The organism is Bdellovibrio bacteriovorus, assembly GCF_002208115.1.
Taxonomy (GTDB): Bacteria; Bdellovibrionota; Bdellovibrionia; order Bdellovibrionales; family Bdellovibrionaceae; genus Bdellovibrio; species Bdellovibrio bacteriovorus_C.
Window position 1 is genome coordinate 3,063,562 of record NZ_CP020946.1, and the last position, 22,192, is coordinate 3,085,753.

The 22,192-nt window shown below is 50.5% G+C and carries 21 protein-coding genes; 9 read left to right on the forward strand and 12 right to left on the reverse strand.

The window, feature by feature from the left end:
• Position 1 precedes the first annotated feature (1 nt).
• The 3 genes from B9G79_RS14725 to B9G79_RS14735 are packed head-to-tail and all read left to right on the forward strand — an operon-like array spanning position 2 to position 2,426.
• A complete protein-coding gene (locus B9G79_RS14725; RefSeq protein ID WP_088566177.1) occupies positions 2–835 on the forward strand; it encodes a pilus assembly protein in 834 nt (277 codons plus the stop codon).
• Between the two features lie 8 nt (positions 836–843).
• On the forward strand, positions 844–2,034 hold the full coding sequence (locus B9G79_RS14730; protein ID WP_232468723.1) for a hypothetical protein: 1,191 nt from the start codon (positions 844–846) through the stop codon (positions 2,032–2,034).
• A complete protein-coding gene (locus B9G79_RS14735; protein ID WP_232468725.1) occupies positions 2,025–2,426 on the forward strand; it encodes a hypothetical protein in 402 nt (133 codons plus the stop codon). The genes B9G79_RS14730 and B9G79_RS14735 overlap by 10 nt, the downstream gene beginning before the upstream one ends.
• 31 nt (positions 2,427–2,457) lie before the next feature.
• Here B9G79_RS14735 and B9G79_RS14740 read toward each other — a convergent pair whose 3' ends face one another.
• The 8 genes from B9G79_RS14740 to B9G79_RS18165 all read right to left on the reverse strand — a co-directional run bounded on the left by B9G79_RS14740 (position 2,458) and on the right by B9G79_RS18165 (position 9,644).
• Positions 2,458–2,832 carry a hypothetical protein gene (locus B9G79_RS14740; RefSeq protein ID WP_232468727.1) on the reverse strand — a complete coding sequence of 125 codons (375 nt, stop codon included), beginning with the start codon at positions 2,830–2,832 and terminating at the stop codon, positions 2,458–2,460.
• 135 nt (positions 2,833–2,967) lie between these two features.
• The gene (locus B9G79_RS14745; RefSeq protein ID WP_011163303.1) at positions 2,968–3,447 is read right to left on the reverse strand and encodes a hypothetical protein; all 480 of its coding nucleotides are present in this window, start codon (positions 3,445–3,447) and stop codon (positions 2,968–2,970) included.
• Between the two features lie 6 nt (positions 3,448–3,453).
• Positions 3,454–4,074 (reverse strand): RNA polymerase sigma factor, encoded by a 621-nt coding sequence (locus B9G79_RS14750; RefSeq protein WP_011163302.1) that lies wholly within the window; start codon positions 4,072–4,074, stop codon positions 3,454–3,456.
• A gap of 443 nt (positions 4,075–4,517) precedes the next feature.
• Positions 4,518–5,450 (reverse strand): diguanylate cyclase, encoded by a 933-nt coding sequence (locus B9G79_RS14755; protein WP_041583460.1) that lies wholly within the window; start codon positions 5,448–5,450, stop codon positions 4,518–4,520.
• Positions 5,451–5,487: 37 nt separating this feature from the next.
• Positions 5,488–6,705, reverse strand: coding sequence for a glucose-6-phosphate isomerase (locus B9G79_RS14760; RefSeq protein WP_088566180.1), 1,218 nt, complete (start codon positions 6,703–6,705; stop codon positions 5,488–5,490).
• Between the two features lie 234 nt (positions 6,706–6,939).
• Positions 6,940–8,019: a metallophosphoesterase gene (locus tag B9G79_RS14765; protein WP_157678792.1), complete on the reverse strand. Its 1,080-nt coding sequence runs from the start codon at positions 8,017–8,019 to the stop codon at positions 6,940–6,942.
• Positions 8,020–8,080: 61 nt separating this feature from the next.
• Positions 8,081–9,373 (reverse strand): hypothetical protein, encoded by a 1,293-nt coding sequence (locus B9G79_RS14770; protein ID WP_232468731.1) that lies wholly within the window; start codon positions 9,371–9,373, stop codon positions 8,081–8,083.
• A gap of 118 nt (positions 9,374–9,491) precedes the next feature.
• Positions 9,492–9,644, reverse strand: coding sequence for a hypothetical protein (locus tag B9G79_RS18165; protein WP_157678793.1), 153 nt, complete (start codon positions 9,642–9,644; stop codon positions 9,492–9,494).
• Positions 9,645–9,935: 291 nt separating this feature from the next.
• Here B9G79_RS18165 and B9G79_RS14775 point away from each other — a divergent pair, with 291 nt between their 5' ends.
• Together B9G79_RS14775 and B9G79_RS14780 are read left to right on the forward strand one after the other, a co-directional pair.
• Positions 9,936–11,738, forward strand: a complete 1,803-nt coding sequence (locus tag B9G79_RS14775; RefSeq protein ID WP_088566182.1) for an alpha/beta hydrolase — start codon at positions 9,936–9,938, stop codon at positions 11,736–11,738.
• Between the two features lie 6 nt (positions 11,739–11,744).
• Positions 11,745–13,433: a GMC oxidoreductase gene (locus B9G79_RS14780; protein ID WP_088566183.1), complete on the forward strand. Its 1,689-nt coding sequence runs from the start codon at positions 11,745–11,747 to the stop codon at positions 13,431–13,433.
• Between the two features lie 31 nt (positions 13,434–13,464).
• Here B9G79_RS14780 and B9G79_RS14785 read toward each other — a convergent pair whose 3' ends face one another.
• From B9G79_RS14785 to rlmN, 3 genes are all read right to left on the reverse strand, one after another.
• Positions 13,465–14,358: a hypothetical protein gene (locus B9G79_RS14785; protein ID WP_157678794.1), complete on the reverse strand. Its 894-nt coding sequence runs from the start codon at positions 14,356–14,358 to the stop codon at positions 13,465–13,467.
• 171 nt (positions 14,359–14,529) lie between these two features.
• Positions 14,530–15,438, reverse strand: coding sequence for a PfkB family carbohydrate kinase (locus B9G79_RS14790; RefSeq protein WP_011163293.1), 909 nt, complete (start codon positions 15,436–15,438; stop codon positions 14,530–14,532).
• A 10-nt stretch (positions 15,439–15,448) separates the two neighbouring features.
• The gene (gene rlmN / locus B9G79_RS14795) at positions 15,449–16,648 is read right to left on the reverse strand and encodes a 23S rRNA (adenine(2503)-C(2))-methyltransferase RlmN (protein WP_011163292.1); all 1,200 of its coding nucleotides are present in this window, start codon (positions 16,646–16,648) and stop codon (positions 15,449–15,451) included.
• A gap of 282 nt (positions 16,649–16,930) precedes the next feature.
• On the opposite strand from rlmN, the gene B9G79_RS14800 reads away from it, so the two are divergent.
• From B9G79_RS14800 to B9G79_RS14815, 4 genes are all read left to right on the forward strand, one after another.
• A complete protein-coding gene (locus B9G79_RS14800) occupies positions 16,931–18,082 on the forward strand; it encodes an MFS transporter (protein ID WP_088566910.1) in 1,152 nt (383 codons plus the stop codon).
• Positions 18,073–18,873 (forward strand): hypothetical protein, encoded by an 801-nt coding sequence (locus B9G79_RS14805; protein ID WP_088566185.1) that lies wholly within the window; start codon positions 18,073–18,075, stop codon positions 18,871–18,873. Before B9G79_RS14800 ends, B9G79_RS14805 begins: the two co-directional genes overlap by 10 nt.
• 129 nt (positions 18,874–19,002) lie before the next feature.
• The gene (locus B9G79_RS14810; RefSeq protein ID WP_232468733.1) at positions 19,003–19,347 is read left to right on the forward strand and encodes a KH domain-containing protein; all 345 of its coding nucleotides are present in this window, start codon (positions 19,003–19,005) and stop codon (positions 19,345–19,347) included.
• A gap of 104 nt (positions 19,348–19,451) precedes the next feature.
• Entirely contained in the window at positions 19,452–20,087 is a 636-nt protein-coding gene (locus tag B9G79_RS14815; protein ID WP_088566912.1) for a substrate-binding periplasmic protein, read from the forward strand.
• Positions 20,088–20,092: 5 nt separating this feature from the next.
• Here B9G79_RS14815 and B9G79_RS14820 read toward each other — a convergent pair whose 3' ends face one another.
• On the reverse strand, positions 20,093–22,174 hold the full coding sequence (locus B9G79_RS14820; RefSeq protein ID WP_088566913.1) for an NHL domain-containing protein: 2,082 nt from the start codon (positions 22,172–22,174) through the stop codon (positions 20,093–20,095).
• Between the last annotated feature and the right edge of the window lie 18 nt (positions 22,175–22,192).

The following is a 22,192-nucleotide window of genomic DNA, read 5'->3' on the forward strand; positions in this document are numbered from 1 at the left end:
AATGAAAGCACTTCTTGTCACCCTGATTGCTGTTTTTTCCTGCCCTGCTTTGGCCCAGGTGGATGTCACAGTTTCATCCAGCTCTGAGGATATTTTTGTCTGCAACCTGACCCGCACCGCTTCACCTGTGGCCCCTTCTCCGGGCTCGTTTTCGGGCAGTGTGAGCTATGAGGACCTGAGCTCTCCGGTAAGTTCCCCCTGGCGCAACCGCAGTGTGGGACTGGCGCTGAATGAGGACTCTGACAAGCTGTTCTCTTTTGCCAATCAGTGGTTGTCCCGCATCACCCGCCTGAAGATGTCTTTTTCGTATGAGACCATGGGTGTCGGATACAAAGTGCACATATGCTATCTGGGCCCACTGGCTCAGTGCAAAGGCAATAATGGCAATGGCGAGGGCCATGGCTATGGCAATTGCAAAAACAATGGCAACAACGGCAACGGTGTTGGTAACGGCAATACCGGTGAAGAAGACTTCAGCGAAAGAATTTATTCATTGGCCGCCAACGTCCGAAATTCTGCCAATGCCTATACTGCGGCTGCGAACCTGTACTATCGTGTGACAACGTCCTGTGATTTGCGCTCGGGTCGCACCGACACCCGCCAGGCCAATCAAGTCAGCCCCGGCGACAGTATGCAGGTGGACTATTCTTACACGACCAACTGGGCGGCCTTTGACGGAACCTTCCGTGACAACGTCATGGTCCTAAACGCCAACTGGCCACAGCGAGCCCCCAAATTCTGCGAAGTGGTTTTTGAGTTTAAAGAGGCCTCGGCCGCAGCACGCTCCAATGTTTTGACGGATAATGAAATCGAACTGTCCGTCGATATCTTCTAGGTGTGAACGTGAAAGCACTGATTATTGCCCTGATCATGTCAACCGGGCTGACGGCCCAGGCCGCCGTCTGGAATGCCCAGAATGTGTGGTCTCAAGCGCAGGAGGACCGCTATTCCCAATGGGTGGTGGAAAACTTCAAGGCCGATATTTTTTCAAATCCAGCGAATCCCTGGTACGGCATTTCCACGGATTGCGCAGATGCCGTCTATGCAGCAAGGATCATCTTTGCTTACGAGAACTCTTTGCCAGTGGCCTTCACAAATATTGAAAACATGAAGCGCAGCCTGACTCAGTCCATGACGAACTGGGATCGCCTGCCGGAAAAGGACCGCGTTCGCAAGTTCATCCAACTGGTGTCGGATCTGACCAGCACCCAGACACTGGGACATGATACGGTTCCGGTGGCAATCAAGCGCGAATACGTGCGCCCGGGCGCCATCTTTCTGAACCCCACTCTGACGACGGAAGAGGAAAACATCGTCGGCACCCGTGGCGGACACGCCGAAATGATCATCGATGTGAATGAAAACGGTTTCATCCGCTCTTTGTATTCCACCACACCTTCCAAGGTGCGGGAACTGATCACCACGCGCAATCCTTACACCTGGCCGATCAGTCGTCTGGGTGGGTTCCGTGTCTGGAAAACGGCGACATCCCCTGCGGCGAACAATCAGCAGTTTGAAATGGCCGGATGGACCTCTTATGGACGTCCGACCCGCAAGCAGATTTACCAATGGCATGAAAGCATCAGAAAAGAACTGCGCCTCAGACCTCCGACAATCGACGAGCGTATTGATGTGGTCGTGGAAAGCATCTGCAACCTGTGGCAGGGCCGCGTGGATGCGGTGAACGCCGCCTGGAAGGCCGTGCGTGATGCCGGAGGCCGCTGCCCGTCTGCGGGTCTGCTGGATGAACACTCCACCAACCGCCGCGACGCCCGTCTGCGCGAAGCTTACGGTCAGTTGAATGACCTGATGTACTGGCGCAAGAACAACTATGATGTACCTGGTGCTATTGGCGACATCAAGGACGCCAAAGAGGTTCTGACAGCTTGTCATGTGATGACGGGCTTTGCCGCCAACAACGCCTGGGAATTGTTTTTAAAAATGATCGACGGCCATCTGGTCGCCGATGCCCGCTGGAGCCCGGCGGTGCGCTGGGGTGAAACATCCCGCTATGGAGGTCAACAATGTCGCTAGTGACAAGTGCTTTGGTTATGGCGTGTGTGGTCTATGGACCGGCCCAATCCCGCGACAATGTGAACAACTTCAAAATCCTGCAACCGCTGCAGATCCAGGATGGTCGCATCACCACATTGGCTCGCAACCAGATTTCGCAGTTTGAAAGTTATGACTTTAAAATTGAACAATACAATCTGGATCAGTGTCCGAACTCCATCATCGCTCGTGATTCCAAGGGTCGCTATGCTGCGGTCAAAGGGATGTACCGGGCCAATGATGGCACTTCTCAAGGGGTGTTTGTCTTTGACGATGGCAACGACGAACGCTTCAAGGCGCTGATTCATTGTCCTTACCAGTTTCAGCCCTGCGACTCTGGAATCGACGTCATTTCCGGTTGGGAGATCTTCTAAAAACAAAAAGCCGTCGAAAGACGGCTTTTTGTTACTTCTCTTCGATCAATTTCGGAGAAGGCAGTGGTTTGGCGGTCTTCCCGGGAGTGACTTCAGGATTCGCCAGCATGGTTTTAATCCGGTTGGTCAGATCCTGCTTGATCAACAGATACTGCACCATGCGCTCAGGTCCCAACAGGGGCTTGAGCTTGTCGAACTCCTCTTCATTCATTCGACCATAGCTTTGCAGGGACTTGCGATAGCGGGTCAGCTCTTCATCTTTGGATTTTGCCGTGGTGGCTTTGTTCATTTTATCGACGGAAGCCTGCAGCTCCAGATTGAACTGGGCTTTGCGTTTATTGATGTCCCGGACAATTTCAGAGAATTTCTTTTCTTCGGAGGTGTTCAGCTTCAATTCGTCGCTCATTTTCCAGATGAGAAGTTCTTCAAGCTGATTGCGTTTCTCCGCAGCCACAGCCACGGAGAAAGCCGAATTTAGACATATTAGGAATATTAGGAACAGAGTCTTCAGCAGCACGTTGTCTCACCCGAGTCAGGGTGATTAGCGTCCGCTTTCACCCATGATTTTATTGAATTTATCTACAGATAAATTTTCGAATGATTCGCGAGCTACGTCCATAAAAAAGTCAGATTCGCTCTGCGTGCTGATCAAGGTCTGGGAAATCTCCTCTGGGGACAAAAGGGCCTCAGAGACAATACGCTCATGCCCGTCGCTCAGAAGCCCGGCTCTGGTCATCGACTGGTTTACTTTTGACACCTGCGGCATCAAAAGAACAGCGAAGGCCATCAGCGAAGCTACGCCGCTGACGGGATAAAGCCATCCTCGCCAGTGAGAGCGAAGCAGATTCCGCGGAGTCATCAATACCGGAGCCGGTTTGATTTCCACGGTTTCCACCTCTGCCATGATTTTATCATGCAAACGATCGAAGAAATCATCGTTCATGGGCAGTTCCATATCGTCGGCGGCTTTAAGGCCTTTGCGCACTTTATCCATGCGATCCATACGGTCCACGTTGTCCATCGATTCTTATCCTTCTGCTTCCGCAAATCTTTGGTTAACCTCGAGGAAGAAGCCACCTACTTCTTCCGTCCAGTTCTTCAATTCAGCCTGCTGTTCGAATGTCTGACGAAGTTTCATCAGAGCATGTCTGTAATTCGCCTTCGCTGTATCGTATGGGCACTCCATAATATCAGCGATCTCGTTAAAGCTCAGGTCCTCGTACACACGAAGAACAAGGGCTGTTTTCTGCTTGAACGGCAGCTTCTCTACTTCATTTTTAAGTATGTCAGAAACCGCCGTATGGACGAGTGTAGTTTCGGCCTCCGCATCTACAGCCAATTGCACATCGTCGATATCCACGGTGTCGCGTTTCCACTCACGCAGTTTGTTGCGTGCCGTGTTCACGGCGATCTGGAACAACCAGCTCTTGAAAGAAGAACGACCTTCGAAGGTGTTCAGCTTTTCGTAAGCTTTGATGAACGCTTCTTGCGTCACGTCCTCAGCTGTGTCCATGTCCTTTACGAACCGCAAACTCATACGCAGCACACTTCTCTGATGTCGTTTCACGAGTTCGGAAAAAGAACGTCTGTCGCCAGACTTCACTTTTTCTACCAGTTCAAGATCCGTTACGTTTAGATCTCTCTCCATACTTTGACTCGTTTCTGTCTAAATTCGGTTAACGTTCTGAATTTTTTTCCCGAAAGAGCCATTCTGCTCCCCCCAGCACCCGGTAAATTCGCCCCCAAACCCGCGATGCTTACTCTCTTTCACTAATGCAACGATGATGCCTGATTTTGAAGAGTCAAAGTGGCCCTAAATATATGAAACAACTTAGGAATTACGCATTCCGTTATAACACCCATAATCATTTCTTATGGATCAAAACCTGTACTAAGTTTTAAGCAGAGCTGACGGAAGGCAGCAGTTTTATGTCTATATATAGAGGGACTGTAAAATTGGCCAAAGCGGCCCTAGACCAAGGTAATATGAAAAAAAGCCGCAACTTTTTGGGCTGCGGCTTTAAGAATCCCAGGTTTGGAGTGTCTTCAGTAAAGTCTTGTAAGAAGCCAACCCCGGGATAAAAACTGAAATTAAGCGACGATGGTGGTACGGTTACGGCCACCCTGTTTGGACTGGTACAGCGCCTTGTCGGCACGGTCGTACACTTGAGTCCATTCAGTTTCATTTGGAAGCTTGGTGGCAACACCCACGGAGATGGTCACCGGGATCTTCTTGCCTTCAAATGTAAAGTCATGGGCTTCGATCGTCTGACGGATACGTTCGCCCACTTCACCGGCTGTTTTGGATGGAGAACCGGAAAGCAGCAGCACGAACTCTTCACCACCGTAACGGGCAAAGAAGTCGTTGGAGCGAATCAGCTTGGTGATCACGATACGGCACAGTTCCTTCAGAACATAGTCACCGCCCGGATGCCCGTAGCTGTCGTTGATCTTTTTAAAGTGATCGATATCGAAAGTCACAAGACTGAAGGGCTCGTTCAGAACTTCGGCGCGTTTCATCGCTTCAGGGCCCTTGTCCAAAAGCGCCCCTTTGGAATGAGCACCCGTCAATGCATCCTTCTGCGCACGATCGTACATCGCCGCATTGGTCATGGCTTCGATGCTGCCTTTTTCAAGGAACTTGAAGATCACGTTGCCGGTTTTGATCTGATCATTGTTTTTCAAAAGGCACGATGCCAGTGGCGGGATCACCTGACCATTCACAATGGTTTTATTGGTGGAACCCAAATCGATCACGGACACTTCACTGCCATTGACAGCGAACTTTGCGTGAGAGCGGCTCAAACTTTTATCATCAATGTAGACTTGGCTTTCCACAGAGCGGCCGATGACAATGTCACTGGCCGTGATAGGATATTGTTTACCGACGTAGCCCGGAGGGCCGATCAAAACAACAATTGCCGGCGGAACATCATCCGCCTCTTTAAGACGACCCTTGAAAGTGTCGCTGGCAACAATACTGGTTTTTTCTAAGTTGTCTGAATTGTCATCGTTGTGAGCCATAGGAAAAAGTATAAAACTTCCCCCCGTCACCTGACAATCAAGCTTTCTTCAATTTCTCTTTCGCTAGTCTCTTGCCCAGCTCGACACCCGGCTGATTGAAGGCGTCGATTTCCAGGTAATCTCCAAGCCCCGCAACCACAAGCTGCCAGAACATAAACATGTAACCCAAAGAGTGTTCATCTAGGACTTTAGTCTTAAGAGTCATCGTGGAAACACCACTCTGATTCAAAGCCTCCTGCGTGGCCAAACCTTCTGCCCGCAAAAGTTCACCCATCGTGCGACCTTCAAGGTCCTGAGTTTCTTTGAACTGAGCTTTCTTGATGCGCAAAGAACCCGCCTCGGATTCCTCCACACGCTGGAACACAACGAACTTATCTTTGGTTCCTTCCATCACCTGCTGCAAAATCGAATGCTGATCCGAAGCCCCGACAGCAGACATCGGCGTGCTCACACGCGGAGCCGGTTTCCCCGCACGAGTTTCAGGTTTCCCCAATGACTCGGCCCAAAGCTGCTGATACCAAGCTCCGAAAGACTTCATACGAGAATTGTAAATCCAAAGCAGAGTGATCCATTCTTCACGCTTATAACTTTGCGCCACTTGCGCCATCGTCTGAGTCACAACTGCCGTGTCATTCAAAGCGCGCATCGCCCCGACACGGAACTTCTCAAGATCCAACCCCAGGAACGCCGCCGGCATCATCCCCACCGGAGAAAGCACCGAGAAGCGCCCCCCAACATCCAAAGGAATTTCACAAGTAGGAATAGAATGCTTGCGAGCCCAAGCCATCAAACTGCTGTCTTTGGTTTCAGAAATAACCACACTGTGCTTGGGAAGATTCAGTTTCTCTTCCGTGTAAATCTGATCCACAAGCTCCAAAGCACACAAAGACTCAATCGTAGTTCCGCTCTTGGAAATGAAAACCCAAGCAACCTCTTTCAGGTCCCCCAGCTCTTCAATCAAAGTCTCAAACTCCAGAGCATCCACATTGTCGACAAAGAACATATTGCGAGCACAGAACACTTCCGCAATCACCCGAGTCCCCAGCGAACTACCACCAAGACCCACGATAACAATCTTCTTAAATTTCTCTGCCAGCTCAGTCCCAACTTTATAAGACTGCTGCCACAAAGAAACCCGCTCCATCACCTGCGGAAAGCCAATCTCTTTACGCTGCAAAAACAACTTCAAAGACTCCTGACACTTCACCAAAACAGATTCATCAATTTTATGAAACGAATGCGAAATCTCCAACATACGTGCATCTCTTTCTAAGTTAAAAACCGATCCCACCCGCGGCGCTCCCAAAGGGAGCCAGCCCCCACGCGGCGCCCGAAGGGCCAGCCAGAAACCAACGGAAAATAAGCGGGTGATCAAAACAGTCCGAGCGCAAGGCGGAGGGGCGCCCTCGCAGCGCAGGCGTGCTCCAAGCACGTCGAAGCGAGAAGGCGACCCGACAACGCAGTCGATCGGGCTGTTTTCATCGCCCGCCTAGGAAATAGCTACGTCTTCTTCGATTTTGTGGTAACCCTTCCACTCCTTCAATCTGCCTCGCGGCCGACCTCCGTCTTCAGGGTATTCGATAAGAACATAGGTTAGTTTCGTGATCTTTCCCAAGGACACAATATCCAAAGAAGTGATCTCAGTCCATGTTCCCGTATTGAAATATTCTTTATTCTCTGACCACTGGCGATACTGGTACACGTGCGTGTGACCAAAGATGACTGTGTGCACACGGTCATCCCCCAGGATTTTACGCGCCGATTCACTTAAATCCGGAAAGATGGCGCTTTCCGCAATCACCTGAATGATACGCTTCAAAGGCCAATGACGGCGCGGATCCTTTACCAGGATGCTTTTCAGGAAATATCCCATGGCCATAAAGAACGCGCGAACCATTGTTCCGGTTTCGTTCAGGAAAGCCCAGCGGACCATTTTGCCAAAAGGACGGATCTTGTCGACATGGGGGTAGTGTTGTTTGATTTTCAACACGACTTCCAGGAAGAAATGGGATCCAAACGGCAGGTTGAGGATCGGTTCCACCAGATCCTTTTTCAGGAAAAACTTTTTGGGGTCCATACGATTGGCGGCCTCATGCATGTGGCCGTGTTCGATATGAACTCCATCAAAGAAATAGACGATGTTTTTAAAACGAATTGGCGTCCCGATGACCTGATTCAGGTAAGCGCGGCAGGCGGGCCACAGCATCCCTTGATCGTGGTTGCCGACGATATAGGTGATGGTGTTACCGGGTTTTGCGGCGAATTCGGCCAAAGCAGTAAAGACAGCTTTATGCCCGTTCACGCAGTCTTTCAGAATTTCCAAGGTGACGGATTCGGTGATCACTGAAAGGAAGTGGCCCTTGTAATCACACTGCAGGAAGTTCAGGAAGTCCCCGTTGATAATCAGTTCGACTTCATAGTCACGATAGACACCGGTGGAATAGAAGTGGATGAATTCCACCAGCTTTTCCCCGTAATAGAATTCTTCGAGTGAATTGATTCCGCCTTTTTCCAACAGGCGGCCCTTCCCCAAATGGAGATCACTGACGATGATCTTGATTTTTTTCACGGGAGCAGGTTTCGCGACGGCGGTGCCCTCGCTACTTTCTACCTGGGAAGCGGACTCCATACTACTCAGCTTTCTTCAACGGAACGAGATTCTCTTCTTTCGCCTCCAGGTTCGTCAAAGCCAAACGCAGTGCGCGCTCGGTTCGTTTGACTTGATCCTGGTTGGCCTCGATCGTCTTGTTAAGCTCAAGACATTTCTTACGGTAATTATCGAGTTCCTGAGAGAGCTGATCAATCTTTCTTTTTTGTTCTAAAATATACTCATCTTTGGACCGAACAAGGGCGGACTTTTCCGCACGGAGCAACTCCAGGCGGTTTTCCAGTTCCCGTTCGCGGACGCGGATCTTTTTGAAGTCAGATTTTAGTCTAGTTTCAAGTTCTTCAACCTTGATGCGCGCCTTGGCAACCTCGTTCTCTTTGTACTGAAGGTTCCCTTTCAGGATCAGGATCTCGCTTTGCGCGGATTCCTGCATCTCGGTTTTTTCTTTTTCAATTTCAGAAATACGGACGGTCAGGTCATCAGTGCGGGAACGAATGATTTCACCGGCCGAAGCCAGCTCTTCATTTTCGCCACGCAGGTGTTCCACTTCGCGTTCAAGCTCCAGGATGCGCTGCTGCGCCAGCTTCAGGTTTTCGGCCTGAGCCAGGCTGGCATCCACGGAAGTCATCACGTTGGCGGCCCCACGGCTGCCACGGAAGTTTCCGACGCTGACTTTGACGTCCACTTCGGGCTGGGATTTGCGTGAACCCACACGGGCGTTGGCAAAACCTTCAACCGCCACGGTTTTATCCGCATCAGTACCGCCCACAACAGAGCTGGTGGCGTTGAAATCCTGTTGGATGGAAACGGTTTTGTCTTCACCGGCAGGTTGCGAGCTGAACACCGGACGAGTGGAATCATCATCCATCGCCGACACAGGCATCGCATCCAGATCATCCGCAGACTGATAGCCCGCCTCCGCAGAAGGACCGTTGTAACGTTCCTCTTCGCCCACGGAAGGACCCATCATGAAACGCTCAGAAGGCGGCAGATCGCCGAAGCCTTCGGGCATTTCAAAATCGTCGGAATCGGATGACTCCACTTCAGGAATCTCCGGAGTGTTGTAAGAACCATCGTAAGAACTTTCATTGGACTCTGCGGAATATTCCGCGCCACCGACAAACTCTGAAGAGTCGATGTCTTTGGCAGCATCTTTCCCAAGTCCCTGTTCCAGACTGTCCCAGATGTTTCCGCCCACGGCCGTCGCATCCAGACGGTTTTCGTCTGTGGCAAGAGCAGGCAGCCCATTATATTCCTCGCCTGTATCGTTCGCACGATACGAGGACTCGGATTGAATCTCCTTGAGATCATCCATCAATGACTCAATCAGATTCTCTGCGGCTGAAGATTTCTTTTTCTTTTTGCTCATGTCTAAGGGAAATATCGGAATTTTCCGGACTTCCCTTTAAGTATAAAACAAAGCCGGATCAATATCAGGATCTAGGTCCGGGGTGTCTCGTATTGAGATCGTCTTTCTCGGATTTCCGGGCTTTTTGCAGACGGTCCAGCACGAAGAAGGCAACGATAAACAAACCAAGAGGGATGATGATCACCAACAGGTTCAAAAACTTCTGTGGAAGTTCCATAGGGTCTCCTTTTGATGGCGACCCTACCATCCATAAACTTCCGCCAAATCAGCGGAACCCGGTTTACTATTTAGTTTTCACTATCATAGCCTCCGCTGTTCCGTTTGTCTGCGATTTTCGGTCAAACTATGGATCCCTTATTCCATCATATTCGGACGAATCTTTAACTGAGCCTTTACTGCCCTGTAATGCGTCCGACAATTTTTAGCTGCGTCCACTTTAACTGGGCTTGAGACATATTCATGTTTTTGTAAAAACACCGTTACGTTAATATAAACAAAGGATAGTTGCATGTCTGTTGAAGTCCTCTCTCTTGAGTTCAGTGAAAGAATGGCGGGTTTTTTTGTGGCGAAGAAATTCACGCTGCAGCCCTCGTCACCGCTTGCACAATCTGACTTTCAAAAAGAATCCGAACGCTTTGATAAACTTCCTTTTGAATTCAATCTGCAGATTCATGTGCCGGACCTGGCCAAGTTTCACGCCGACAACAGCACCCCTTCCAAAGTTTCCGGCACCGTGACTGACATTCGCTTTGGTGATGAGCTTCCCATTCTGGAAGGCCATTTTCATCTGTTCACCCGCCCGGCCGCCAGTCCCAACATGGATACCGCGAAAGAAATGCACTACACGTTGTTCTTCCAGGACCGTGAAGAAAAAAAGTGGACCTTGTTTGGCTTTAAAGACGTGATCAAAGAAGACGCCCGGGAAATCTGGGAGCAAACCACAACTTTGTATTTCTATTTGTGGGAAGGCCATTCCACCTATGAAAACTTTGGGGAAAAGAAGGTTCAGGGGGTGGGTATTCTGCGCATCTCTTTAAAAGACTTCATCAAACAGATGGGAAGCTTCAAAACCAATGCAGCGAACTCTTTGGAAGACAAAGAGGCTATCTTGAAGTACTTCAAATCCTTCCTGGGAAATCTTTGGGAGGTCTATGCTCCGTTCATCTTTACCACCTCTTCGGCGCGCTGGAATGAACATATTTATCCGCCCCACACCACGCAAGGTGTGGCTTTGGGGGAAAAGACCCTGCACCCGCTGGACACCCGCGACGGCCTGAGTATTTCGATTCAGCGATTCAACTGCGGGCCACAAAAAGATGTGGTGTTGCTGCTGCATGGACTGACAACGTCAACCGATATGTTCATCATGCCGGAACATGAAAATCTGGTGAATCACCTGCATGGCGCGGGCTACACCGACGTGTGGTCCCTGGACTGGCGCGGAAGCGGCAGATTTAACTACAACCTTTCACCGCACGGCTACACCATCGATGATATCGCCAAATACGATATTCCCCGCGCCGTGGAATTCATCCGGGAACTATGCGGAAACGACGTGCGCATCCATGTGGTCGCCCATTGTGTCGGCTCATTGGCATTTATGGCCTCTTACGCCGCCGGATATGTGACGAATATCGCAAGCATTATTTCCAATAGTGTGTCGTTGACTCCGCAAGTGCGCTGGCAATCCATGCTGAAAATGATGGTGGGTCCTGAAATCTTTGAAACGGTGTTTGGCTATGCCTATGTCAGTCCACGCATCCCTTACATGCCCGGCCGGGCCTTTGGCAAATGGCTGTACTGGATGGAAAGATCCCTTCGCAGTGAATGCCGCGAGCCCGCTTGTCATATGGTGAGCTTCATGTGGGGCTGGGGTTTTCCGGCAGTTTACAACCATCGCAACATTCATCCGGTGACTCATCGTCGTCTGATGGACCTGCTCGGCGGAACAAGTTTCCACTATCATAAGCACATCCGCAAAATGCTGCTGGCTCGTCATTCGCTGTCGTTTGATGGTCAGATCAACTACCTGGAAAAAATGAAGCTTCAGGAAATGCCGCCCACGCTGCTGATTTCCGGGGGCGACAATCACATCTTCCCCGGATCAAATAAAAAGACCTATGAAGAATTAAAGACCACAAAAAACGCCGACCGGGTTCAATACAAAGAGTTTTCCCAGTACGGGCATCAGGATGTTTTCATGGGACAGTACTGTCACACCGAGGTTTTCCCGCAACTGGTGGAATTCCTGAAACAGCATTCTTTGCAACAAACTCCGGCCGCCGAAAAGCCGAAACTGCGCATTGCCTGAGGTTCTATGAAATTGGATTATGATTATATTGTGATCGGCTCTGGTTTTGGTGGTTCCGTCATGACCTGCCGCCTGGTCGAAAAAGGCTACAAGGTCTGCCTGATGGAGCGAGGCCGTCAGTGGAAGATTGGCCAGTTCCCTCGGCGCCCCCACGATGTTCAACAGCGCATGTTCTGGGATCCCGAAGATCAAAAGTACGGGCTGATGGAATTGCGGGACACTCCCGAAAGCGACGTGCTGTCACTGACAGCCAGCGGACTGGGGGGTGGCAGTCTGATTTACGCGAACGTGCTTTACCGCATGCCTGAAAGATTCTTTCAAGGCTGGCCGAAGATTTACAATCGTAATACTCTGGATCCTTTTTACGACCGCGTTCTGCACATGATGGAGGCGAAGCCCTACCCTTATGAAACGCAGAACTATTACAAGGCCACACCCAAGACCGCACTTTTGAAAAGACTGGCGGAAGAAATGCCGCCTCCGCCGGACTCCGTCGGGAAACCCAGTTTCACTTTGCCGCCCCTGGGGGTGCGATTTGAGGGAAGCTTTCCCGGACATCAAACCCACAACATGCACGGGGCTTTGCAGTCCAAATGCAACAAGTGTGGCGACTGCGATATCGGCTGTAATATCAATGCCAAGAACTCTTTGGATCTGAACTATATCTTCCGGGCCCGAAATCTGAAAACGGCCGGGGAACCCGCTGACATTCGCACCCACGCGGATGTCGTGCGCATCGAACACTGCGGTGATTACTACAAGGTGACTTATGTCATTCCGGAATTCCCACAGCAGGAAACAACCTTCACTGCGAAGAATGTGATTTTGTCAGCCGGTTCCATTGGATCAACATCCCTGCTGTTGAAAATGAAGAAGCAGGGTCACCTGCCGAAGTTGAACATCTGGCTGGGCAAAAAATGGAGCGGTAACGGAGATTTGCTGGGTTTGATTTTTGGATCCCGCGAAAATATTGATGCCACCAACGGCCCGGTCATCACGGGTGCCATCGAATACAATTTCAAAGACTATGAGGATGGTTATCACCATGGAATGTATCTGCAGGAGGCCGGATTTCCGGTGGGGTTCGCCTGGTATCTTTCCGGGAAAATCCCTCAACTGCCTGGCATTCGTGGACTGGGGACCTTGTTCGCTCACAGTATCAAGAAGTACATCTTCAAAATTCTGAATATCGAAAGCCGTGATCAGATCAACGTCGGAGATGAGTTCGCGCAGGCCATTGATCGCGCGGATTTCACCAAACGCTGCTTTGTGCTTTTGGGCATGGGAAGAGATAAACCCGACGGAGAAATCCGTCTGCGTTCCGACGACCAGGCCATCATCAAATGGAAGATAGATGGCAGCAAGCTGCACTTTGATCGTCTGCGCACACAAATGAAGAAAATCGCCGAGCGCATTGGCGGTGTTTTTGTCGACAATCCGCTGACTCACTTGAACAAGGTCGTGGCCGTTCATCCACTGGGCGGCTGCCCGATGGGAGAAACAGCGGACACCGGCTTCGTCAATCCACTCGGGGAAGTGTTTGGATATAAAGGTCTTTACGTGGTGGATGGCAGCATCCTGCCCACCTCCACCGGACCGAATCCTTCCCTGACCATTGCGGCAGTTGCTGAATACATCGCAGAACAGATCCCAAACAAGGTAACCACAAAAAACAAAGAGACCCAGGAAGCCTAGGTGTCTTTGCTTTTAAGCTGTTTCGTTTAAATCAGTTCCAGTCCTGATAGTCATCGGCACCACCACTGCTATCCCAGTTCTCGTCGGAAATAGTCAGTGTGATACCAAACAATCGCTCGCCCCAGTAGCTCGTACATTCAAATTCGTAGTCATAGAAGTAATCAGCGACTCTTTCGTTAACTGTACCAAGGACAGCATTCTGTCTGTCTGCTGCTGAAAGATTATTGGTAACCATAAAATTTACACGAAACGAACCATAATAGCGGACTGAGTTTGAAGAAGGCAAAATGTAGCTGCTGCTTGTGGCTACACTAGTAAGGAAGTACTTCCCTGTGCTCTTCGGAAACTCTTCAATCAGATGTGGAGCGGCGCCACCGAAACACTCCTTCACATTGGTATTTGCCCCACAGCTTAACGCATTCGAGTTTGCTTCAGCAGTCGCCGGGATATAACCACCGCTGGTCACATCTGTCGGTACTCCATTTTCATCTACCGGACCTGTCGGCGTTGTGACGGGATAGGAATCGGAACGTTTATAATAATAAGGCCTAAAGCTCAAAATAGGACAATATGCAGGGTTCAGCGAGCCCACTTTGAACTCGACAGCACTGCGATACAATTGGGCCTCTGGTACAGTTACTTCGCACTCAATGTTCGTGCTGGGAGAGCTCGGCGATACAGCGCAGGTCTTCCAGTTTTTAAAAGCTGCGTTCTCTGCGGCAGACTCCCACCGCGTGCCCACCTGAAGATAAACAAAGGCCCCTGCCGGAACTCCTTCTGGCACTGGGATTGTTGGATTTGTTGGTGTAGGATTCTCTGTACTTGGGGTGTCCGTCGGAATGAGCTCCTTCGGCTCTTCCGAGCAAGAAATCACTGATACTGCCAAAAACAAGAATGCCAATAGTAAATATAATGCTGTTTTCATGCCCTACACATCGGAGTTCCGTAGACTCTCACGAGAGGACTAAACAAGAATTGTTTTCTTCTTGCCAGAAATCCGGACTTTTAGTAACAAACATGTTTCAATTTATCTTCAATTCACAAGACATCTTAACAAAGAAAAAAGGCCTCCGGAGTGGAGGCCTTTGACAGGATCTTAAACAGTGATGACTTTTTTGTATTCGGTCAGGCGTTTTTCAAGATCGCCCAAGGTCACTTTCGCCAGAGCTTTCACAGAGAAATCCTGGATCGTGTGAGAAGCCATCATGGAACCCATGATGCAGGCTTGCTTCAGATTCGCGATAGTTGGAACTTCCTTCTGAGCTGCCAGGTAACCGAAGAAACCACCGGCGAAGGTGTCACCAGCGCCTGTAGGGTCCACAACTGTCGGGATCGGCATGGCTGGAAGGATGAAGTAGCCCTCATCCTTCGTGTACATCGCAAAGCCGTACTCGCCGCGCTTGATAACCACCGCCTTGGGGCCCATAGCTGTGATGAGCGGAGCTGCAGAGATCGCATTGGCAGCGCCCGTCAGCATCTTCGCTTCACCTTCATTGATCAAAACCAGATCCACCTTTTTAAGAACATCGATCAGCTTGTCTTTTTTGATGGAGATCCAGAAGTTCATGGTGTCCATACCAACAAACTTAGGGGATTTCACCTGCTCCAAAACCTGCAGTTGCAGCTCAGGGGCAATGTTTGCCAGGAACACGAAAGAGGAGTCTTTGAAATGCTCTGGCAATTGCGGATTGAAGTCCGCAAACACGTTCAGATCCGTTTTCAAAGTTTTAGCCTCGTTCAGGTCACCTTCATAGGAACCCGCCCAGTGGAAGGTTTTCCCCGGAACCTTGGAAAGACCCGCCAAGTCCACACCACGGTTGTTCAGAAGATCATAGTCCTTCTGGTCATAGTCTTCACCAACAACACCGACAACACGCACTTTGGAGAACAAAGATGCTGCCAAAGAGAAGTAGTTCGCGGAACCACCCAAAGCGCGGTCCACTTTACCGGATGGAGTTTCAATGGAATCGTAAGCCAGACTGCCGACAACAAGAATTTCAGACATAATGTTACCTCTAGTGTTGATTGTTTTGTTCTGCTTCTTGCGCAGCCAAAAGTTCACGTTTGTATTTAGGAAGACCCGCCAGACGAGAGTTGGAAATATCCATCGTCTGAGGACGCTCTTTCACCGTGGTCAACTGACCGCAAGCCGCGAAGATGTCACGACCCATAGAGCGACGAAGAAGAACGTGCGCACCCAGGTTCATCAATTCCGTATGGAACGCCTGGATTGTGTCGTCATCAGGACGCTCGTAACCAGAACCCGGGTGTTCGTTGAACGGGATGATATTGATTTTGCATGGCACATCTTTCACCAGTTTCACCAACTGACGAGCGTGCTCCAACTGATCGGTGATACCTTTCAGCAACACGTACTCGAAAGTGATCTTGTCTTTGGAAACACGGTAGTGCTCTTTACAAGCTTCCAGCAACGCCTTGGTATCCCAGCGTTTATTGATCGGCATCACCTGAGAACGGATTTCATCGTTAGGACCATTCAAGCTGACTGCCAGACGCACTTTCGCGTCAGCCACACGCCACATTTCCGGCACGATACCGGAAGTGGAGACCGTGATCTTTTTGCGGGACAGGTTGATACCCCATGGGGAATGGATCACGTCGATCGTTTTGAAGACTGCTTCCGGATTGTCCAGCGGCTCGCCCATACCCATGAATACGATATTGGTGATGCGCTGGCCTTCCGCCAAACGGTCGTGAACCTGCATGAACTGACCCACGATGTCTTCAGTGCGCAAACGGCGTTTCAATTTCTGTTTGCCGGTGAAGCAGAACTTGCAGGCCATATTACAGCCCACTTCAGAGGAAATACACAAAGTCAGGCGGTCTTCAGATGGAATCACAACCGCTTCAACGGACATGCCGTCTTTCATGTCGAACAGGAATTTCTGGGTGCCATCAACAGATTTCAAGTGCTGAAGAACCGGAGGCAGGTCAAAAGACAGCATGGAAGGAAGATCCTGACGGAACTCTTTGGACAGATTCGTCATCTGCTCCGGATCAGTCACACGCTGCTCATAAACCCATTTGAAAATCTGCTGGGCACGGAACTGCTCTTTGCCTTTGCTTTTGATATAGGCTTTCAGATCTTCCAGTGTCAGGGAGTAGAAATTGACAGGTTGATTTTCAAGGGGTTTGGCGACGTTGTCGTCAGAATAATTAACGGGCGCAAGAGTGCTGCCGGCGTTTGCTTCCATCTTCGGGCTCCTTGGCTTTTTACAGCCGTGCTTGTTACAGCTGGGACCTTACCTTCACTAAGGCTGATCCCGTTGGTTAAAGGATTATGTGTGCGGCGTTTGTAGCACAAGCACCCCCCTTTTCCTAGGGATTTCATATAATTGGGGGCCCAATAGAGCGCCTTCAGAGTCTTTTTCAGGAATTCTTACACCATCTGCCTAAGCCCTGACCAATACTGCAAAGAATCCAGTGCCCCCCGGGGGCCCCTTGTTTTTCCCCGGCGCATCTCTATATTGGCGAACATGATTTGGCCCTTTATTTTCCTGTCCTATGCCAGCTTGTTTGTTTTCGGCCTTACCGACAACATCCGAGGCCCCCTTTTTCCAGAGATTCTGAAGCAATTCGGGGTCAGCGACGGCATGGGATCCCTGATGTTTGCCTTCTCAAACATTTCGGGTTTGATTTCCAGTTATGCCTGCCGCTATCTTCTGCGTCGCTATGACCGTTTGACCGTTTTGAAGGCCGGCACTCTGGGGTTGATCATTTCCCTGCTGGGGCTTGCGGCATCCCCGATCTTCCCGGTGTTTTTGATCTTCAGTTTCGGATTTGGCTTCAGCATGGGGATTTTAGGCCTTGTTCCCAACGTTCTGGTTCCGATGGGTTCCAGTCCGGAGCGCAAGCAGCAGATGCTGGCGGGCCTTCACACCATGTATGGCCTTGCCAGCTTGATGGCTCCGTTAATGGCCGCCGCCATTGAGTACCTGACCGGAAGCTGGAGATGGACCTTTGCCGCCGCCACAGTGGGTCCGATAGCACTTTACCTTTACATGTTTCATTCAAGTCACAAGTCCCTGCACACACGCTCTTCAGTGACAGACGACCAGCACCGCGCGAACAAAAAGAAAAACCTGAAGCCCCAGTTGTTCCTGGCCATCATGCTAAGCTTCGCAGTTGCTGCGGAGATCATGGTGTCCTCGCGCCTGGCTCTGTATATGCAACGAACCTGGAACTATTCCATGGAGGCTTCCAGCATCTATGTGACTTACTTCTTTGTCTGCATGGTGCTGGGACGTTTTGCTTTTGCTGTGATTCGCTTCCGTCAAACGGCGCGTTTTCTGCTGTCGGCCTCTGCCGTGATCTGTTTGATGGTGCTGCTGGCAGGCCTCTATATTCATCCTCTGTTCCTTGCGGGAACGGGCCTCGCCATCGCGCCTTTTTACCCCTTGGCGATTTCGTGGATTTCATCCGAGTTTCCGGAAGATCTCGACACAGCTGTGACTTACATGATGACCACGGATTCCCTGATGCTGATCCTGATGCATGTCGGAGTTGGCAAATTGACAGATTTTTTCGGTATTCAAAATGCGATACTGGCAGGCTCAGTCTTTCTGGTGGGATCCTTCATAATGGTCAACAGCTATGCGTGGCTGTTTAAGAGGTCCAAATGCGCTTAACACTGTTGGCAATTTTCCTGTTTGGTTTCAATCTGGCCTTCGCCGCACTTGAACTTCCCCACGAAAGCCAGTTGTCTGCGCTGATGCTGAACCAGAATGATGATGAACTCTATCTGCGAGGAGTGATTCCTCATTCCCGCCCCAGTTCATTATGTGGTCCCGCAAGTGCGATCAACTGGTTGCAGCTTGAAAAAAAGTCACTTTCAAAGTCCCAGCAGATTGACCTTTTGGCCCAGGCCGCAAGTGTGAGTCTTGCCCAGGGCACCGATGTGAATCAGGGACTGATCGAACCACAGCTGGTGCAGTACTTGAAGAATCTGGATCAACTGATGGGGCGAAACAACCACTACGGTGGAAAAGGCCGTCACTTTAGCGGAACTGAACTGACCGTTTCTGATCTGCTGTCTTCTGAACCACAGATTCTGCTGCTGCGCTATGACTCCCGTCCTCGACCGGTGCAGCCGCCGATGGGACGCGGCCGCAGCCCGCGCATTGGCGGTGATCGAGAGGGTGGTCGTGATATGGGAATTCCCATTCTGGATGAAAACGAGATCCGCGGTTTTCACTTCGTCCTGAAGGTCGCTGCAGACTCGGCAACTCAGGAAATATTATTTATCGATCCCGAAAATCCGGGCCATTATTCCCGCGCCCGTCTTGAAATTCGCACCAATCCCCGCAACCAAAAGCCGGAAGTGCGTTTGCTGCCGCACTCAGCAAGGGACCTGGTCAGCTTCTCTGGAGGCGGACTGCTGATCTGGACGGCGCTTTCAGCAATCGAAAAGAATCCCTGAACGAACGTTCGGGGCTTAACCCAAAGCCTCAGTTTACCGTCGACAAGGTCTCGTTTTTGCTGCTTCAGTCATGATTGTTTCTGCAAACCCGCATACTCTTTAAAGAGCAACTGTTATTGCGGGAGTTCTATGAGTTTGCCGAAAATTATTACCAGATCCGCCTCTTCATCTTCCTCAGCACCCAAAGTGGATGTGTCCCCGTCTTCGACTGATCTTGCAGCAGAACGGGAAAACGGACGCAAACTGATACTGGGGCTACTGACTGAACTGGTCACAGACAGTTCAAGCCTGTCCATTGATATCGAGGTTGGAGAAAGAACCACCGTATATCACGTCGGCTGCAAAAAAGAGTGCATTGGACAAATACTGGGATCCAAAGGCAAAAACATCGGCGCGATTCGAACCCTTATCTCTTCCATTTCAGCTCGGAAAGGATTTCGCGCAATAGTTGAAGTTCCTTATTTTAGTGACTAAGATAAGGAGTGCCATTCCGAAAAATTTTCGCTTTCATTTTTGTTTCCGTTTTTCACCTGCAGACACAGGCCTCTTCACCGTTAAAAACCGTGATTGGGGAAAATATGTCGGCGCCATGGTATTTTGCAGATTCGGCGGCATCTCCAAAGGGAATTACCGCTGACTATATGCGCGCACTGGCTGCAGAGCTGGGACGGCAAATTGACATTCTTGTCCTGCCAAAATTCCGAATTCGCGAGTATTCCCAAAAAAACAGAATTGATCTGAACTGCTATACTTCCCGTGAATGGGCCCAGGTTAGCGAGGCGGACGTGTTTTGGTCGGAACCTCTTTTTATTTCAAAAAACCTGATTGTTTCAAATACCGCAGCGGTAAAGTCTCTGGATCAACTGAAAAAACAACGAGTCGGAACGGTGTTAAAGTATCGCTACCCGGCGCTTCAGGAAAGCTTTAATGCAGGAACACTTATTCGGGATGACTCCCCGAACGAAGATGCCAACCTGCAAAAGCTGGATGCTTCACGCTTTAGCTATGCGGTGGTTGAAGAAATACATTTGGCTTATTATCTTAAGCGCCACAAAAGTTCAAAGATCCAAAGACATGGACTTGTCATCGAGGAAATCCCGGTCCGCTGTTGGCTGCGCCGCGACTCGCCACTGAAGATTTCTGACTTGAATCGTGCCATTGCTGAAGTAAAGTCGAATGGCACACTAGACAGAATTTTTGGAAAGTACAAGTAAACGCCCTAGGGGCGTGGCACCCACTTGACAGTATTTTCGCCCACGAAAAAGATTTTTCGCCCTGACACAACAAGACCGAAAGCCGAGCCAACTTCTGAATCCTTGCTTCCATTTGACGGAGCTCCCGTATACCCAGGAGCTGTGCTTCGCAACCCAGCGATGGTAGTGACAACCGCACCTGGAGTGATCTTGCGAATTATCGGTTCACCCCATTCCGCAGTATAAATATTGCCTGCAGAGTCTGAAGCCAGGGAATGGGGTTGAGAAAAACGCGCACCACTGCCCGTTCCGTCAGTACTTGCACCCTGGCCGGCCGCACCGGCAAAAGTGGTCACGACCCCCGCCGAAGTGATCTTGCGAATGATGTGGTTGTCTGTATCGGCAACAAAAATATGTCCGGAAGAGGAAACTGTGATCCCCCTAACATTGGAAAAGGTTGCGCCGGTTCCTGTACCGTTCGTGCTCCCTTGAACTCCCACCTGTCCTGCAAATGTCGTTACAACCCCTGCAAGCGTGACCTTTCTAATGACGTAATTGCCCGAATCAGAGACAAAAAGATTGCCAGCCCCATCACTTGCGATTCCAGCCACTCCAGCAAAACGGGCCGCAGCCCCCGTCCCGTCAGCGAATCCGGAATTATTATAGCTTCCCGCCAACGTGGTCACCACACCCGCCGGAGTGACCTTTCTAATGCGATATTCGTCGGCAACATAAATATTGCCGTCTTCGGCCATACTTAAGCTTGTGGGGTAGCTGAAACGGGCTGCCGAACCTGTTCCGTCGGCATCTCCAGCCTGCCCTGGACTTCCAGCAATGGTGGTTACAATTCCAGAGGGGGTGACCTTTCGGATAGTTCTGTTCGCAGTGTCTGCGACATAGATATTACCGGCAGAATCCGTCGTGATACCTTCCGGGGCAGAAAACAGCGCGGTGGTCCCGGTCCCATCCACTGAACCGTCTCCGCCCCAGCTGAAGCTCCCTGCCACCAAGGTCACAACACGTGCGGGCGTGATCTTACGAATTGTCGAATTGTCTGAATCAGTGACTATCAGGTTCCCGGCTCCATCCATGCCTATGCCCGTAGGACCGGAAAATTTCGCTGCGGTCCCTGTGCCATCTTCTGCACCATAATCACCGTAAGCCCCGGCAACATTGCTGACCACTGCCGAAGGTGTGATTTTGCGAATCGCAGAATTGCCATAGTCGGCCACATACAAGTTGTCAGAACTGTCGATGGTAAGCCCCACCGGCCAGTTAAATCGGGCCGCCGTACCAGTCCCATCCACGGCACCATTAGCATAAGCTTGTCCGGTAAAAGTCGTTACGACCCCGGCCGGGGTGATTTTACGAATAGTCGCACAAGTCGAGCACGCGACGTAAATATTCCCCGCTGAGTCACCCACAATACCCGTTGGATAACTGAACTGGGCTGCAGTTCCGGTCCCGTCAGCGCAGCCAGCGACTTCGCTTCCGGCGAAAGTCGTCACCACCCCCGCAGGAGTCATTTTCCGAATCATACTGTTGTTTTTATCCGCGATATAAAAATTGCCGTCCGCCGCCAAAGTAATGCCCTCCGGGTCACTGAATCTTGCAGCAGATCCGGTCCCGTCTTCGCTTCCGGTAATTCCAGGCGATCCCGCCACCGTCGTCACGACACCCCCCGGGGTGATCTTGCGGATGGTGGATGTATTTCCTTCAGTTACAAATAGATTTCCAGCTCCATCGATGGCGATTGCCTTCGGATAATCAAACCGGGCATTTTCACCCGTTCCATTCACATGTCCAAAAGCGCCGAGCTTCCCCGCAAAAGTCGTAACAAATCCATTAGAAATCTTACGAATGACAGAGGCATTGCTGTCTACGATAAAGATGTCGCCCGCCGCATTGACGGCGACCGCACGAGGTTCGCGAAACCTGGCTAAGCTCAAGGGCCCATTTATCATGGCGGATGCTTGGAACTGACCCGCAAGAAGCTGCAGCCCGACATACTTTTTTTGCCAAAAGGCGCCTCTACCGAATCCCAAAGAGCCAATTGGCGATACCAGCACCGAGATGAATGAAAGAAGCATCACAGCCTTTTTAAACATTTCTCCCCCGCTTTCAGA

Excerpts from the sequence above, each read along its gene's own strand:
- B9G79_RS14725 (WP_088566177.1), top strand. The coding sequence starts at position 2 with ATGAAAGCACTTCTTGTCACCCTGATTGCTGTTTTTTCCTGCCCTGCT.
- B9G79_RS14735 (WP_232468725.1), top strand. The coding sequence starts at position 2,025 with ATGTCGCTAGTGACAAGTGCTTTGGTTATGGCGTGTGTGGTCTATGGA.
- B9G79_RS14740 (WP_232468727.1), bottom strand. The coding sequence starts at position 2,832 with ATGAGCGACGAATTGAAGCTGAACACCTCCGAAGAAAAGAAATTCTCT.
- B9G79_RS14745 (WP_011163303.1), bottom strand. The coding sequence starts at position 3,447 with ATGGACAACGTGGACCGTATGGATCGCATGGATAAAGTGCGCAAAGGC.
- B9G79_RS14750 (WP_011163302.1), bottom strand. The coding sequence starts at position 4,074 with ATGGAGAGAGATCTAAACGTAACGGATCTTGAACTGGTAGAAAAAGTG.
- B9G79_RS14755 (WP_041583460.1), bottom strand. The coding sequence starts at position 5,450 with ATGGCTCACAACGATGACAATTCAGACAACTTAGAAAAAACCAGTATT.
- B9G79_RS14760 (WP_088566180.1), bottom strand. The coding sequence starts at position 6,705 with ATGTTGGAGATTTCGCATTCGTTTCATAAAATTGATGAATCTGTTTTG.
- B9G79_RS14770 (WP_232468731.1), bottom strand. The coding sequence starts at position 9,373 with ATGGATGATCTCAAGGAGATTCAATCCGAGTCCTCGTATCGTGCGAAC.
- B9G79_RS18165 (WP_157678793.1), bottom strand. The coding sequence starts at position 9,644 with ATGGAACTTCCACAGAAGTTTTTGAACCTGTTGGTGATCATCATCCCT.
- B9G79_RS14775 (WP_088566182.1), top strand. The coding sequence starts at position 9,936 with ATGTCTGTTGAAGTCCTCTCTCTTGAGTTCAGTGAAAGAATGGCGGGT.
- B9G79_RS14780 (WP_088566183.1), top strand. The coding sequence starts at position 11,745 with ATGAAATTGGATTATGATTATATTGTGATCGGCTCTGGTTTTGGTGGT.
- B9G79_RS14785 (WP_157678794.1), bottom strand. The coding sequence starts at position 14,358 with ATGAAAACAGCATTATATTTACTATTGGCATTCTTGTTTTTGGCAGTA.
- B9G79_RS14790 (WP_011163293.1), bottom strand. The coding sequence starts at position 15,438 with ATGTCTGAAATTCTTGTTGTCGGCAGTCTGGCTTACGATTCCATTGAA.
- rlmN (WP_011163292.1), bottom strand. The coding sequence starts at position 16,648 with ATGGAAGCAAACGCCGGCAGCACTCTTGCGCCCGTTAATTATTCTGAC.
- B9G79_RS14800 (WP_088566910.1), top strand. The coding sequence starts at position 16,931 with ATGATTTGGCCCTTTATTTTCCTGTCCTATGCCAGCTTGTTTGTTTTC.
- B9G79_RS14805 (WP_088566185.1), top strand. The coding sequence starts at position 18,073 with ATGCGCTTAACACTGTTGGCAATTTTCCTGTTTGGTTTCAATCTGGCC.
- B9G79_RS14810 (WP_232468733.1), top strand. The coding sequence starts at position 19,003 with ATGAGTTTGCCGAAAATTATTACCAGATCCGCCTCTTCATCTTCCTCA.
- B9G79_RS14815 (WP_088566912.1), top strand. The coding sequence starts at position 19,452 with ATGTCGGCGCCATGGTATTTTGCAGATTCGGCGGCATCTCCAAAGGGA.
- B9G79_RS14820 (WP_088566913.1), bottom strand. The coding sequence starts at position 22,174 with ATGTTTAAAAAGGCTGTGATGCTTCTTTCATTCATCTCGGTGCTGGTA.